This is a genomic window from Corynebacterium jamesii (assembly GCF_046097395.1).
GTDB lineage: Bacteria > Actinomycetota > Actinomycetes > Mycobacteriales > Mycobacteriaceae > Corynebacterium.
In genome coordinates, this window is record NZ_CP175789.1 from 1,233,840 (window position 1) to 1,247,594 (window position 13,755).

13 protein-coding genes are annotated in these 13,755 nt (G+C 63.1%); 4 read left to right on the forward strand and 9 right to left on the reverse strand.

Annotated features, from left to right (window positions below; all coding sequences use genetic code 11):
* Positions 1-13: 13 nt before the first annotated feature.
* A complete protein-coding gene (gene lepA / locus ACKFRT_RS05620; protein ID WP_296215545.1) occupies positions 14-1,864 on the reverse strand; it encodes a translation elongation factor 4 in 1,851 nt (616 codons plus the stop codon).
* Positions 1,865-1,980: 116 nt separating this feature from the next.
* Here lepA and ACKFRT_RS05625 point away from each other — a divergent pair, with 116 nt between their 5' ends.
* From ACKFRT_RS05625 to ACKFRT_RS05635, 3 genes are all read left to right on the forward strand, one after another.
* Positions 1,981-2,580, forward strand: coding sequence for a type II toxin-antitoxin system PemK/MazF family toxin (locus ACKFRT_RS05625; RefSeq protein ID WP_408924643.1), 600 nt, complete (start codon positions 1,981-1,983; stop codon positions 2,578-2,580).
* Positions 2,581-2,792: 212 nt separating this feature from the next.
* Positions 2,793-3,056: a 30S ribosomal protein S20 gene (rpsT, locus tag ACKFRT_RS05630; protein ID WP_296215547.1), complete on the forward strand. Its 264-nt coding sequence runs from the start codon at positions 2,793-2,795 to the stop codon at positions 3,054-3,056.
* A 183-nt stretch (positions 3,057-3,239) separates the two neighbouring features.
* Positions 3,240-4,316 carry an ADP-ribosylglycohydrolase family protein gene (locus ACKFRT_RS05635; protein WP_296215548.1) on the forward strand — a complete coding sequence of 359 codons (1,077 nt, stop codon included), beginning with the start codon at positions 3,240-3,242 and terminating at the stop codon, positions 4,314-4,316.
* Here ACKFRT_RS05635 and holA read toward each other — a convergent pair.
* From holA to nadD, 7 genes are all read right to left on the reverse strand, one after another.
* Complete coding sequence (holA, locus tag ACKFRT_RS05640) at positions 4,313-5,293, reverse strand: DNA polymerase III subunit delta (RefSeq protein WP_408924644.1); 981 nt, start codon at positions 5,291-5,293, stop codon at positions 4,313-4,315. The two genes, ACKFRT_RS05635 and holA, sit on opposite strands and share 4 nt — an antisense overlap.
* A 34-nt stretch (positions 5,294-5,327) precedes the next feature.
* Positions 5,328-7,346: a ComEC/Rec2 family competence protein gene (locus tag ACKFRT_RS05645; RefSeq protein ID WP_296215550.1), complete on the reverse strand. Its 2,019-nt coding sequence runs from the start codon at positions 7,344-7,346 to the stop codon at positions 5,328-5,330.
* The gene (locus tag ACKFRT_RS05650) at positions 7,330-8,181 is read right to left on the reverse strand and encodes a helix-hairpin-helix domain-containing protein (protein ID WP_408924645.1); all 852 of its coding nucleotides are present in this window, start codon (positions 8,179-8,181) and stop codon (positions 7,330-7,332) included. The genes ACKFRT_RS05645 and ACKFRT_RS05650 overlap by 17 nt, the downstream gene beginning before the upstream one ends.
* A 140-nt stretch (positions 8,182-8,321) precedes the next feature.
* Entirely contained in the window at positions 8,322-9,260 is a 939-nt protein-coding gene (locus ACKFRT_RS05655) for a DegV family protein (RefSeq protein WP_408924646.1), read from the reverse strand.
* Between the two features lie 3 nt (positions 9,261-9,263).
* Positions 9,264-10,073 carry a histidine phosphatase family protein gene (locus tag ACKFRT_RS05660; protein ID WP_408924647.1) on the reverse strand — a complete coding sequence of 270 codons (810 nt, stop codon included), beginning with the start codon at positions 10,071-10,073 and terminating at the stop codon, positions 9,264-9,266.
* A 16-nt stretch (positions 10,074-10,089) separates the two neighbouring features.
* The gene (gene rsfS, locus ACKFRT_RS05665) at positions 10,090-10,563 is read right to left on the reverse strand and encodes a ribosome silencing factor (protein ID WP_296215554.1); all 474 of its coding nucleotides are present in this window, start codon (positions 10,561-10,563) and stop codon (positions 10,090-10,092) included.
* A gap of 56 nt (positions 10,564-10,619) precedes the next feature.
* The gene (nadD, locus tag ACKFRT_RS05670) at positions 10,620-11,300 is read right to left on the reverse strand and encodes a nicotinate-nucleotide adenylyltransferase (protein ID WP_408924648.1); all 681 of its coding nucleotides are present in this window, start codon (positions 11,298-11,300) and stop codon (positions 10,620-10,622) included.
* A 109-nt stretch (positions 11,301-11,409) separates the two neighbouring features.
* Here nadD and ACKFRT_RS05675 point away from each other — a divergent pair, with 109 nt between their 5' ends.
* Positions 11,410-12,252: a YwiC-like family protein gene (locus ACKFRT_RS05675; protein ID WP_408924649.1), complete on the forward strand. Its 843-nt coding sequence runs from the start codon at positions 11,410-11,412 to the stop codon at positions 12,250-12,252.
* Positions 12,253-12,310: 58 nt separating this feature from the next.
* On the opposite strand, the gene ACKFRT_RS05680 is transcribed toward ACKFRT_RS05675, so the two are convergent.
* On the reverse strand, positions 12,311-13,615 hold the full coding sequence (locus tag ACKFRT_RS05680) for a glutamate-5-semialdehyde dehydrogenase (RefSeq protein ID WP_408924650.1): 1,305 nt from the start codon (positions 13,613-13,615) through the stop codon (positions 12,311-12,313).
* Positions 13,616-13,755 lie beyond the last annotated feature (140 nt).

Sequence of the window (13,755 nt, forward strand, 5' to 3'; positions counted from 1 at the left end):
GGTGTCAATAAACCTAATCGGCGTCGGTAGACAGAGCAGCGACGAAGGCCTCCTGCGGCACAGAGACCGAACCGATGGCCTTCATGCGCTTCTTGCCTTCCTTCTGCTTTTCCAGCAGCTTGCGCTTACGCGAGACGTCGCCGCCGTAGCACTTGGACAGAACGTCCTTGCGCAGAGCGCGGATATTCTCGCGGGCGATAATCTTGGAACCGATGGCGGCCTGCACCGGCACCTCGAACTGCTGGCGCGGGATCAGCTCCTTCAGCTTCACCGTCATCTTGTTGCCGTACCAGTGCGCGTTGTCGCGGTGCACGATGGCGCTGAACGCATCCACGGGATCGCCCTGCAGCAGGATGTCCACCTTCACCAGGTCGGCCAGTTGCTCGCCGGCCTCCTCGTAGTTCAACGACGCATAGCCCTTGGTGCGGGACTTCAGCTGGTCGAAGAAATCAAAGATGATCTCACCCAGAGGCATGGTGTAGCGCAGCTCCACGCGGTCCTCGGACAGATAGTCCATGCCGCCCATTTGGCCGCGCTTCGACTGGCACAGTTCCATCGTGGAGCCCAGGAATTCCGAGGGTACGATCACGGTCATCTTCACGATCGGCTCGTAGACCTCGCGCATCTTGCCACCCGGCCAGTCCGAGGGGTTGCGGACGTGCACCTCGGTGCCATCCTCCTTGACCACGCGGTAGACCACGGACGGCGCGGTGGAGATCAGATCCAGGCCAAACTCACGCTCCAGGCGCGTGCGGGTGATTTCCATGTGTAGCAGGCCCAGGAAGCCACAGCGGAAGCCAAAGCCCAGAGCCACGGAGGTCTCGGGTTCGAAGGTCAGGGAGGCATCGTTAAGCTGCAGCTTCTCAATGGCCTCGCGCAGGTCCGGGTACTGGTCGGCGCTGATCGGAAACAGGCCGGAGTACACCATCGGGGTCGGCTCCTGGTAGCCCTTCAGCGGCACCTCGGCACCGTTGGTCGCCCAGGTAATCGTGTCACCGACCTTAGATTGGCGGACATCCTTTACACCGGTGATGATGTAACCGACCTCACCCACGCCCAGGCCCTTGGTCTTCGTCGGCTCCGGGGAGACCACGCCGATCTCTAGCGTCTCGTGGGTCGCGCCGGTGCTCATCATCTGGATCTTCTGGCGGGATTCCAGCTTGCCGTCCATCATGCGCACGTAGGTCACCACGCCGCGGTAGATGTCGTAGACACTGTCGAAGATCATCGCGCGGGCAGGCGCATCTGCATCGCCAACGGGCGCTGGCACCAGCTCGCAGACCCTGTCCAGCAGCTCGGGCACGCCCTCACCAGTTTTTCCGGATACCCTAAGCACGTCCTCCGGCTCACAGCCGATGATGTGGGCGAGCTCCAGGGAATACTTCTCCGGATCCGCCGCGGGCAGGTCAATCTTATTCAGCACCGGGATGATTTCCAGGTCGTTTTCCATCGCCAAGTAAAGGTTCGCCAGCGTCTGCGCCTCAATCCCCTGCGCCGCGTCGACCAGCAGAATGCAGCCCTCACACGCCTCGAGGGCGCGGGAGACCTCGTAGGTGAAGTCCACGTGGCCGGGCGTGTCGATCAGGTGCATCACCAGCTCTTCGCCCGCGTGCGCGCCGGTCTTCGGCACCCAGGGCAGGCGCACGTTCTGTGCCTTAATGGTGATGCCACGTTCGCGCTCGATGTCCATGTTGTCGAGGTACTGGTCGCGCATATCGCGATCCTCAACCACGCCCGACATCTGCAGAATGCGGTCCGCCAAGGTGGACTTGCCGTGGTCAATGTGGGCAATGATGCAGAAGTTACGAATCCTCTCCGGGTTCGTAAACGTCTCTGTGGCGTAATTCTTCTGCTTGGCTGCCATGTGCCCTCCTCTTTCGCTTACGCGTAACCCTACTATGTATCGGCCCGTAAGTAGCAGACGGGGTTTAGCTGCGAACTTTATTCCTGTGCGCACGCCGGTCAGGTAATCTGTCACTTATGGCTGGTTCCGAAGAAAGTGGTGTGGGAGCTACACCCCCACGCGGGAAATCCCGCAATCCCCTTGGGGGCATTAGGAGGTTCTTCCAGCATTTTTACACGCGCCATTTCACGCGCAAGCAGGCGCTGAAACACGGCATCGCGGATCTCAACGCACACCTCGGGATGGGCGCAGAATACGCGGGCTTGGCGGATACTCGGGACGAAACAATCAAGACCCCCAGCCGGGACCTCGCCCGGCCGGTGACGTACATCCCCGACATGGATGGCCAGGCCGATGCGGGTGAGGTGGTGTGGGCCAACATCCGCCCAAAGAAGGGTGTGATTCCCGAGCGTCGCGCTGTGCTGGTGGTGGGCCGAAATCACCACCGACTGCTCACCCTGCTGATTTCCTCACGCGAGGAGTACGCGGATCAGATCAACTGGATCCCCGTCGGGACGGGCCCGTGGAGCTCCGGGGCCGACCGCGATAGCTGGGTTCGCATGGATAAGGTGCTGGAGGTTCCGGAATCCCACATCCAGCGGCGCGGTATTCCACTGCCCGCCCGCCGCTTCGACCGGGTGGCCAACGTACTGCGCCAGGAATATGGCTGGGGATAGCTTTTTGTCTTTTCGCCGCACCTACTGCTAACATTTTTCGAGTTCACAGTGCCGCGTGCAAGCCATCGCTGCTGCAATCGCGCGCTGCAGGCCACGCCGCATCCCGCAGGACCTTGGGCGGGGTGTTAGAGACCGCGAGGCCGCGGTGGGAGTCCGCTCCCCCTGGACACGCAATTTTTCCGAAGACTTTTTGAAAGAAGAGGCACGCCACCATGGCAAACATCAAGCAGCAGAAGAAGCGCGTTCTCACCAACGAGATCGCTCGCCAGCGCAACCAAGCCATCCGTTCCCGCCTGCGCACCGAGACCCGTAAGTTCAACGAGGCCGTTGAGGCTGGCGACAAGGCAGCCGCAGAAGCTCAGCTGCGCGTAGCTTCCCGCTTCTACGACAAGGCCGTCACCAAGGGCACCATCCACCGCAACAACGCGGCTAACAAGAAGTCCGGCATGGCCGCTCGCTTCAACAAGATGGCCTAAGGGATCTTCCAACCGGCACTTGCCTAAAGCACAGCCCGCACCTTTATAAAGGGGTTGAGATGTTGCGTCACAAAGCGGCAACAGCAACAACCTCCCCGGGTGCGGGTTTTCGCTATGCCCTAAGCTAGAGGGCTAGATACGACGAGCTAAAACCCAGGCTGTGTAGTTGCAAGCTATTGGCTGGTGGCTGCACTTTTTACCGCGAAGGAGTTCGACAAAGGGATGAAGGATCGTTTCCGCTCAGCCCTGCTCGGCACCGCATTGGGCGATGCGTGGGGCTACCCATACCAGACCCCACCACAGCCGGAGCGCACCCCGCTGCCCGAATCGCTGGTGATCAGCGACGATACGCAAATGACGTTGGCGCTTTGCGCCGCAATGTCGGACATCGACGATGGCGACCTCGACCGCGAAGAAGGCATGCAGGCCATCGGCGAGCACTTCCTCAAATACCACTCCGACCCGGATTACGACCGCTCCCCCGGCGCCTCCACAACGGAATCGCTGGAACGGCTGAGCCAGCTCGGCACGGAGCACTGGGATGACGTAGCAACACACTCCGGTGGCTCCGGCGCCGTCATGCGCGTGGCCGCCAGTGCGCTGCTGGCTCCCTCCGACCAGGGCGTGGGATGGTCCGTGTTACAGGGCATCCTGACTCACGACTCGGGCGTGGCCCGCGCCGCCTGCGCCATGCTGGCCTGCATGATGGCCGCCAGGAAGGGCGCCAATTTGCTGAACGTTGCCGAGGGCCTGGCTGGCGACGAAAACTTCGATAACGACAGTCTGCTGACTAATCAGGAAAAGTCCGACATCCTCCAGGATCTAGACACGGCACTGATTACCGACCTGACCGGCCCCGACGTACCACTGAGCGAGCTGATCTCCCGCGTAAACGCAGTACACGAGCACCTGAACCCGTTCCTGCAGCAGGGCGACTTCGAAGAGCTGTACCGCAACAGCCGCAAGTTTGTACAGATTCTGGGGCGCGGCTGGGATGCCGGTTCGTGCACCGCCTCTGCCCTCTTGCTGGCGCAGCTGTACCTGGACAACCAGGATCAGTACGCCCCGCACGACTTCCTGCACGTTGCTGTGAACTGGCCGGGCAACCGCAACACGCGGGCATCGCTGACCGGCGCCCTGATCGGCTCCCACCTGAAAGGTGGTGTGGACGATTGGGAGGAAACCCGTGAGTATCACTTCGAATCCCGCTACGACGACGCGGTGCACTGCGGTGTGTGGAAGGGCTTTAACGCTCGCTAGCGCCTGGTGGCTGAACTAGCAACCTGCGCGATCTTGCGCACCGCATCCTCCACCGCGAATTCGGGGTCGGCGCTGTGTCCTTTCACGCCCGCGTCCAGTGCCGCGGTGATCTGCACCGCCTGCGCGATCATGGGGGTGGTCCAGCGTCGCGCGGTGCGGACCGTCTTCTCTAACTTCCAGGGCGCCATGCCCAGTTTCGCCGCGTCGCGCCGGGGGTTGATGTTGCCTGCCCCCGCTACCTTCGCAATATCGGCTATCCCGGAGCTCACAGCGCTGGCCAACAGCACCGGAGCCACGCCCAGCTGCAACGCCCGGCGCGCCAGCGCCACGGCGGCGCGGACGTTACCGGCAATGGCGTAGTCGGCCACCTCGAAGCCGCTGACCTCCGCCTTTCCTTGGTAGTAGCGCTTCACGGCGGCGGCATCCACCTGCCCGTCGGTATCGGCAATCAGTTGGCTAATGGCGCTGGCCAGTTGCCGCAGATCGCTGCCCACTACGTCCAGCAGCAATTCGCATACCTCTCGAGTCACGCGCGCGCCCTGGCTGCGGAACTCCTGGTCGATAAAGGCCAACTGTTCGCGCCCTTTCAGTGCTCCGGCTTGGAGCACTGCCGCGCCGAGCTTCGGCCAGCTATCCACGAGCTTTTTGTTGCGACCTTTGCCACTGTGCACGATGATCAGCACCACGCCATCGGCTGGATCCTTAATGGCCTGCTCCAGCAGCCCCACGATCTCTTTGCCCGTGTCTTCCACGCCGGTGACGACCACAATGCGGTCCTCTGCGAACAAGCTGGGGCTTAGTAGTTCGGCTAGCTCTGGCGCGCTGAGTTCCGAGGCTCTGCGCATTTCTACCGGTAGGTTTGGGTCTCCGCTGGCAGCCCGCGCCTGATCGACAATGCCCTGCCTGCGCCGTTCGGCCAGGAACTCGTCGCCGCCGACGATCAGGTTGATGGGTGCGGGGTGCTCGGGGCGGTTCATGGGTTCGATCTTGCCAGATCTGCGCGTGTGACTTCTAACGGATCTCTACCTTGTCTTTGCACGGGTAGTACACGGGCACGCCGTTGGGCATAAAGCTGGGCCTGTCGTGCGGCTTTCCACACTCCGTTACGATGAGCGCCACGTGCTCTGCCCCACCGGCTGCCGCCACGGCTGCCTCGACCTCGGGCTGCCGACGCAGTGCTTGCTCGTCGTCCCGCACGCGAATGACGACCTTGCCGTTGAGGTCGACCGGCCCGGTTTTTGGCGCTACGGGTGTGTCTGGTTTTTCTAGTTTTAGCACGCCTCCTCGTCCCCACAGCCCCACCATCAGCACTCCGCATAGCAGCGTTGCCCAGCACCACCGGAGCTGGCGCCAGTAGCGGGCATAACGCACACTGAGTAACAACACCGCCAGCACGGCGGTGGCGATGCCCGCCCACAGCCATCCGCCTGGGGTGACAAGCATCGGAGCGCCGGAACCCGTGCGTGCCACCCACAGCACCCACGCCGCACACGGCACTGCTGGGGTCACGATGATCGTAGCCAGCGGCACGGTTACTGGCGGGAAGAGCGCGGCCAGCAGGGCGGCCATCAGTCCCAGCACCGTAATCACGGGCACCACCAGCGTGACCGCAAGGTTACAGAGAATCGCGACCAAAGAGACCTTGCCCGTCATGTGGACGATGATCGGGATCGTCACCAGGTCTGCTGCAACCGCTACCAGCACTAGACGCACCAGCATCGCCTGCAGCTGAGTGGGGCGCTCGCCCCTGGACAGCCACGGAATCAGCGGCAGTCGCACCAGCACGGCCTTCGACCACCACGGCAACACCACCACGATGCCCGCCGTCGCAGCCACGGAGAGCACAAAGGCATAGCTCACGGCCATCCCCGGCGAAAGGACCATCAAAGCAATGGTGGCGGCGCTCAGGGAGGCGACCACATCAGTCCAACGAGCCGATGCCACCGCTACCAACCCCACACCTCCCATGATTGCTGCCCGCAACACGCTGGGCTCCGGGCCCACCAACAGTACAAAGGCCGCCAGAGCCCCAGCAGCCACCACCAGTCGGGTGTAGCGCCCCGCTCGGCAGGCAGTGGCCAACACGAGCACGGCACCAGTGACCACCGCGACGTTGGAGCCAGAGACCGCGCTGAGGTGGCTTAAACCGGTGACGGTGAACTGCTGGCGCAGGGCGGAATCCTGCATGCTGACATCCCCCATCACCATGCCAGGCAGGATCTTTCCGGTTTCCCACGGAAGATCCGCGCACAGCGTGTGGAAGCCTCCGCGCAGCCAGGCAGTCACCCGCCATACCCCCTCCGGCTCGGTGAGGTTCTCTGGCGCGCGGGTGGCAGACAACGTGACTGGAACCAAGTCTGCACCGTGGCTCGGGCGCGCGGTGGCGGCCACGTCAAAGCTCATCCCTGGCTGTAGGGCCGTAAAGTCCCCCGCTGCGGCGCTACCTGCGTTACTAGGAGCGCCGTTGCCAGCAGCGGTATCGACTCCTGCGAGGTCGGGGCGCAGGAAGAGTGGCACCTCCCCCAGCCCGTCGACGTCCACGGGAACCAGCACCGTTCCCTCCGCTACCTGTCTGGGCAGGCCGGCCACCGTCACCCGTTCCCGCACACTGCCTGTTGGGGTGGAGAGGTCTCGCAGCAGCGGTTGGGCGTCTATTAGAAGGATCCGCAACCATGTACCCAGCCCCACCGCGCTAGCGACGGCCCCGACGGTAGCGGCGCTGCGCGCGAAAAGTCGGCGCCAGGCAGCGACGTACCCCTGGCGGAGCTGCCGCCACCGCACGGCGCTGATGAACGTAGCGAGGGCGCCGAAGACGAGAGGCCAACAGCTGCGGGTCAGGATAATCGCTGCGGCCATGAGCCAGCAGCCGAGGGCGACGGGGACGAGGCGTAGGTCGATGCCACGGGCTTGGGTGACGGCCTCCGGAGAGTACGGCTCCGGAATGCGGGACTCGGTGCTGCGGGGACCGGTGCTGTGGGCTTCGATGGTGTGCCACTGAGCTCTCAGTGCGGCGCTAAACGGTAACGGCATCGCGCATCGCCTCGAACTTTGCCGGGCCGATGCCGCGGACCTCCATGAGCTGCTCCACGCTAGTGAAAGGCCCGTTGGAATCGCGCCAAGCGATGATGGCCTCGGCGGTCGCGGGGCCGATGCCGCTAATGGTTTCCAGCTGGGTGGCATCTGCAGTGTTGAGGTTCACCTTGCCCTCTGCACTGCCCGTGCTGTCGGTACCGCCGGTGTTACCGGCGGCACCTGGGCTACCAGTGCCCTTCGACGCTGCGCCGCCCGGCGCGGCGGGCTCCCCTCCTGCGTAGACCACGCGCGAACCACGGTCGTCCACCACAATTTGCATGCCGTCGCTGACGGGCTCGGCCAGGTTGATACCCAGCACGACCGCCTTGGGCAAACCACCACCGGCGGCTTCAATGGCTTCGCCCACGCGGGTACTCGACTGCACCCTCAACAACCCTGGACGGTGCACCATCCCCTGCACGCTCACCACAACCTCCTGGTTCTCCGTCGACTGATCGGGCTGGTTTCCGTCGGAGGAGGTGGCCTGGCCTGTGCCATTCGTGCCGTTCGGCGCGGCAGTCCCATTCGCAGCACCCGTGGCCACCAACATATCGGCTCCAGTAGCCCCGGCCCCGTCATCCGGGGCCTGCCGCTGGCAGGCGAACAACGCCACACTGATGAGCACCGCCACCCCCACCGCGACGATCAACGCCCTGGAGGCCGTGCCGCTTATGACCGTGTGGGTATCCAGATCAACATTGGCCAACTCATGTTCCGGCATGGGCTGAGCTAGAGCCTCGGCGCGGGCGCGGACTTTATTAACGGAGCTCTGCCGCATTCGTCCTGTAGACATACGCCGATAAAACCATGTGGGATGAACGGTTCGGCTCGTGGTGCGGGTACTGACGTGGCAAAAGCCCAGGAGGCTGTGGAAAACTCCACGCCTGTGGATAAACCGCCACCCGCCGCGCGAAGGTACCGGCGCTAGATGTCTTACTGCTCAGTAGCCTCGCCGTCGGCGGCGTGTCCGCGCGCCCGCATGGTCGCGGCCACGCCCAGTGCCCCCTGGCCCACGTGCAGTTCCAGAGCCTTCGGCAGTGGCACGATACTGACTTCCACCTGCGGCAGTGACTGCCAGGTCTCCACCCGCACCTGCCTGCGCAGACCGTGCGGACGCGGCTCCGGTGGCTCAGCCGGGGCCTCCAGCTGGTTCAGCTCCTCCACCATCGCCCCGAGCCGCACGGAAAGATCCACCGCCTGGTCTTCCGCATCGCTGTGGTGCACAGCGATCTGCACGTCGCGGGGGTTGCCCTTACCTGCCACAGCCTCGTCGATCACCAGGCGACGCACCAGCTTCACCACCCGATCCATCGCCTTCGCCTGCGTGCGAGTCTTGGCGGCCAACGTCAGCCGCCCCTCCGCCAGCTGCAGAATCGGCTTGATCGCCAACGTGGACGTCAACAGCGCTTGGCCCACCGATAGCCGCCCGCCTTTGCGCAGTGCATCCAGCTGGTGCACATACAGCCACAGCGAGGAGTTCTTTAACGACTCCTCGGCAACTGCCACCACCTTATCCAGGTCCGCACCCCCGCGGGCAGCCTCGGCGGCACTCAGCGCAGCAAAGCCCAGTACCATGCCGATGTTCTTCGTATCCAGCACCTTCACCTGACCGTCGAACACTCCCGCCGCCACACACGCATTGGCATACGTGGCAGAAAGCTGCTTAGACAGATGCAGCGCCACCACGCCCGCGTCCCCGCCACGCTCCATCAAGCGGGCGTAGCTCGCGGTTAGTTCCAGGGTGCTGAGGCTCGAGGTGGTCCGTTCCGCCGCCTCGCCCTCCACGTGCAGGTCCAACACCGTGATGCCCGCCTTCGTGGCGAGCTCCACTGGCAGGCAGCAGGAAGAATCGGTGACGATCTGGACGGCCACTACCTACCTGCCTTCGCTGGAGTTGTGCGGGATGGAACTAGTGGCGTCGTGACCAAAAGAACTAGGGGCAGCACCCGGAAGGGCGCCCTCATCAGGGCTCGCATCGGTGGCCACGCCCAAGTTCCACCCCTCTAAATGCCACTGCGGCAGCTGCCACCAGTCGGTGCGACTAGAAGGCACCAGCGGTACCGTGGTTCCGTCGATGGCCACCGGGGTAGTGCCCGTCGCCTCACCCGTAAAGCGGGGGCGGGCCAACAGCTGCGACCAGCAGGCATTACCCAGGCCGGTGAACACTGGATAGTAGCGCACCGGCAGGTCCAGCAGGCGAGCGGTAAGCGCACCGATCGTGCCGCCGTGGGCGACGATCATCACATCGCCGTCGTCAAAAGTATTCGTCGCCATGATCTCCTCGATCACGGCATTGGCGCGCTCGGCTACCTGCAGTCGCGTCTCGCCCTCCGGCGGTGCCCACTGCGGATCGTGGCGCCAATATGCACGCTGGCCTGGGAAGTCCCGATCTACCTCTTCGCGGGAGGCACCCTGCCACTGCCCCAGGTCGGTCTCCCGCAGGCGTTTATCCGTCGTGACCTCGCAGCCAAAGGGCTCGGCTAAGATCAGCGCCGTATCGTAGGCGCGCCTAAGATCGCTGGAGATCACCCGCGAAATGCGCTTATCCCCCAGCATCTGCGCGGTGACTTTCGCCTGTTGCACGCCTACCGGGGATAAGTCAGTATCCAGCTGCCCCTGCATGCGCCCAGCGGCGTTGTACTCCGTCTGCCCGTGACGGACCAAATAGACCCTGCGCTCGCCCATGGTGAAGTCTTAGCGCTTACAGCTCGTCTGCGTCCGGGGCAGGCCCGGCCAGCGGCAGGTCATCGATACTGGTGGCTTCCAGAACGTCCACGTCCGTGTCGGCATCCCAGTTGCTACCACGGTCCAGCTGTTCCACGCCCTCGACCTCGATCTGCGGGGCATCGCGCCACAGGCGATCCAGGGCGTAGAACTCGCGCTCCTCCTTGCGCTGGACGTGCACGACAACACTGCCGTAGTCCAGCAGCACCCAGTGCCCCTCGCCACGGCCTTCACGGCGGGTCGGCTTCGGGCCGTCTTGGCCCACCTCGTATTCCACCTCGTCAACGATGGAGTTCACCATGCGCTCGTTATCGCCGCTGACGATAACGAACACGTCAGTGATGGCCAGGCGGTCCGAGACGTCGAGAACCAGGATGTCCTCCCCCAGCTTCTCAGCCGCTGCACGCGCCGCCACACCGGCGAGCGCGATAGATTCTGCGGTGGCAGTCAAAAAATTTCAGCCCTTCATTATTGGTTAAAAACACATCCAGTTTAGCAACCCGGCAGCTATTCGCTGGAAACGTACATGCCGTGCTTGGCGATGTACTGCACCACACCATCGGGCACCAAATACCACACGGGCCGGCCGCTGGTCGCCCGCTCGCGCACGTCGGTGGAACTGATAGCCATGGCGGGGATCTCCACCAAAGACAGTCGTCCGGCGGAGACCTCCTTCGACAGCGGGTGATCGCTATCCCCGTCCCCCATCGGCAGAGAGTAGCCCGGGCGGGTCACGCCTACGAAGTGCGCCAAGTCAAAGATCTTTTCCCAGTCCCGCCACGTCACGATCTTTTGCAGCGCGTCGGCACCGGTAATGAAGAACAGCTCGGCCTCGGGGTACTGCGCTCGGATGTCTGCCAGCGTGTCCACGGTGTAGGTATCCCCGCCGCGGTCAATATCCACCCGGGAGACAAGGAAGCGGGGGTTAGAGGCCGTGGCGACGACCGTCATCAGGTACCGGTCTTCCGCCGCGGAAACCTTCTTGTGCTTCTTCTGCCACGGCTGCCCGGTCGGCACGTAGATCACTACGTCCAGGTCGAACAGATCCGCCACCTCGCTGCCCGCCACCAGGTGCCCATTGTGGATGGGGTCGAACGTGCCGCCCATGATGCCGACCCTGGTGGGCTGTGTGGTGGTTTTCTGCACGGTTGTTTTTCTACCTTCTCTTTTTCCGGCCGTACCCTCCATTCTTCCCCAGGGGCTTTAAGTTTCCCGCCGGAAGATTCTAGGCTGGAGTGTACGGGCGTACGATCGCCCAAAATTATAGGCCAAACTGCGGGGAGTGTCCGAGCTAGCGATGAGTACCAACCCTTGGGTTCCGAACCAGCACGGCGCGTGGGCGATGCTCATCCTGCCCATCGCCACGGGCCTGATCACCGCCGCCGTCATCGCGCCGTCCTATGGCAACCCGGTGCAGTGGCTGGCACTAACTTTCATGCCACTGGCGTGGATCTTCGGATACTTCACATTCTTCGCCTTCGGCTTATGGTTTAAGACTCGCGCCCCGTCCCGCCGTCGCGCGTACCTTTGGCCCCTGGTGACGTACGGGGCGTTAACGGCCGTTTTCACCGTGATTGTGCTGTCGCTGCAGCCGCGTTTGCTGTGGTGGTGCGTGCCGTTTATTCCGCTGATTGCAGTGGCTCTGTTAGAGGTGTTCAGGCGGCGCCCCCGCAGCTTGATGTCCGGAATCTCCACCACGATCGCCAGCGCCTTGATGTACATCGTCGCCGTGTCTGCCAGCGGCTATTCCATCTTGCCGTGGTTTTTTAGCGAGGCTCCGGTGGCCATCTGGGTAACCACCCTAACCATCGGCCTGTACTTCACCGGCACGATTTTCTACGTTAAGACCATCATCCGCGAGCGGGATAACGCCCCCTTTGAGCGGGTCTCCCTGAGCTACCACCGCATCGCCTTGCTGATCACGCTCATCACTTCTGCTGTGGCGGCGATCGACGGTGGATACACCGCCAGCGGTCCGCTGATGATCCTCGTGATGGGTGCCGCCGCTCTACGCGCCAGAATGGTTCCACCGATCGCCAAGGCAAACCCGCGCGAATGGACGCCGAAGAAGGTCGGCATGTGGGAGATGCCGCTGTGTCTGATCTTGGCCCTCGGCGCGAGCCTGACGCTCGTGGTGTAGCTGTTCTTTCTATATGACGCCCACTTCTCAACCGGAAAAGTGGGCACCAGCGCCACGCTTAGGGGCGAACCTGACCTTCGCCGTTGATGACCCACTTGGTGCTAGTTAGCTCCGGCAGACCCATCGGGCCGCGGGCGTGCAGCTTCTGCGTGGAGATGCCGATCTCCGCGCCGAAGCCGAACATCTCCCCGTCCGTCCAGGCAGTAGAGGTGTTGATGGAAACCGCCGCTGCGTCGACATACTTCTCGAAGTAGCTGGTCGTCTTGTAGTCGCGGGCAGCGATGCCCTCAGTGTGGCTGGTGCCGTAACGGTTGATGTGAGCTACGGCTTTCTCCACACCGTCGACGATGGCGACGGCGATGTCGAAGCTCAGGTATTCGTCGGTCCAGTCGGATTCCTCAGCCTGGACACAATCGTTGATCAGTGGATCCAGCTGCTTCTTCTCACCGTGCAGGGTCACACCGGCCTTCTGCAGCTCCTCCAAAACGTAGATCTTGTCCGGGTCCGGCAGGGAGGAATCCAGCAGCAGCACCTCGGTGGCGTTGCAGACGGAGCAGCGGCGGGTCTTGCCGTTGATGACCAGCTTCGTGGCTTCCTCGATATCCGCAGAGGAGTCGATGTAGAAGTGGCAGTTGCCCGTACCGGTCTCGATGGTGGGCACGGTTGCCCCCAGCACCACGGCGTTGATTAGCCCAGCGCCGCCGCGTGGGATGACCAGATCTACCAGTCCGCGGGCGGTAATCAGGTCCTGCACCGAGTCGTGGGTGTCGCAGGGCAGCAGCTGTACCAATTCGCGTGGCAGGTCGTGGGCCTCGGCAACATTCTGCAGGATCTGCACCAACTTCTCGTTGGTGTGGCGGGCGGACTTGGAGCCGCGCAGCAGGGGCACGTTGCCGGACTTGATGGCCAGGCCGAAAGCATCAACGGTGACGTTGGGGCGAGCCTCGTAGACCATACCCATTACGCCTAGGGGCACGCGCACCTGCTTCATACGTAGGCCGTTGGGGCGGGTGTGGCCGCGGACGATCTCGCCAACGGGATCGGAAAGGCCGATAACCTGGCGCAGACCGCCGGCAATACCGGCGATACGCTCGGTATCCAGCGCCAGACGGTCCAGCAGGGAGTCGGCGAAGCCGCGCTCCTTGCCCGCCGCAATGTCCTTCTCGTTGGCGGCGATGATGTCCGCCGCGTTCGCCTCCAGCGCATCTGCGGCGGCTGCCAGCAGATTGTTCTTCTGCTGGGTGTTCAGCAGCAGCTGGGAGCTGACCTCCTTGGCCTTCTTAGCCTTAGCCAGAACATCGTCGCGTTCTGCCTGACGTTCCGGGGAAAGTTTGTTCTCTGTAGCGTCGTTGGAGTTCGTCATACCACCCCATGCTAGCGAACTAGCCCTTGAGCTGCGCTCGGTTGTAGGAATCCAGAACACAGCATTGGCTCTTTGAGAAGGTAGTATGACCTAATATTCGCTTCTTCGAAGTCAAGGCGAACTCTCATGTATCGCTCAAT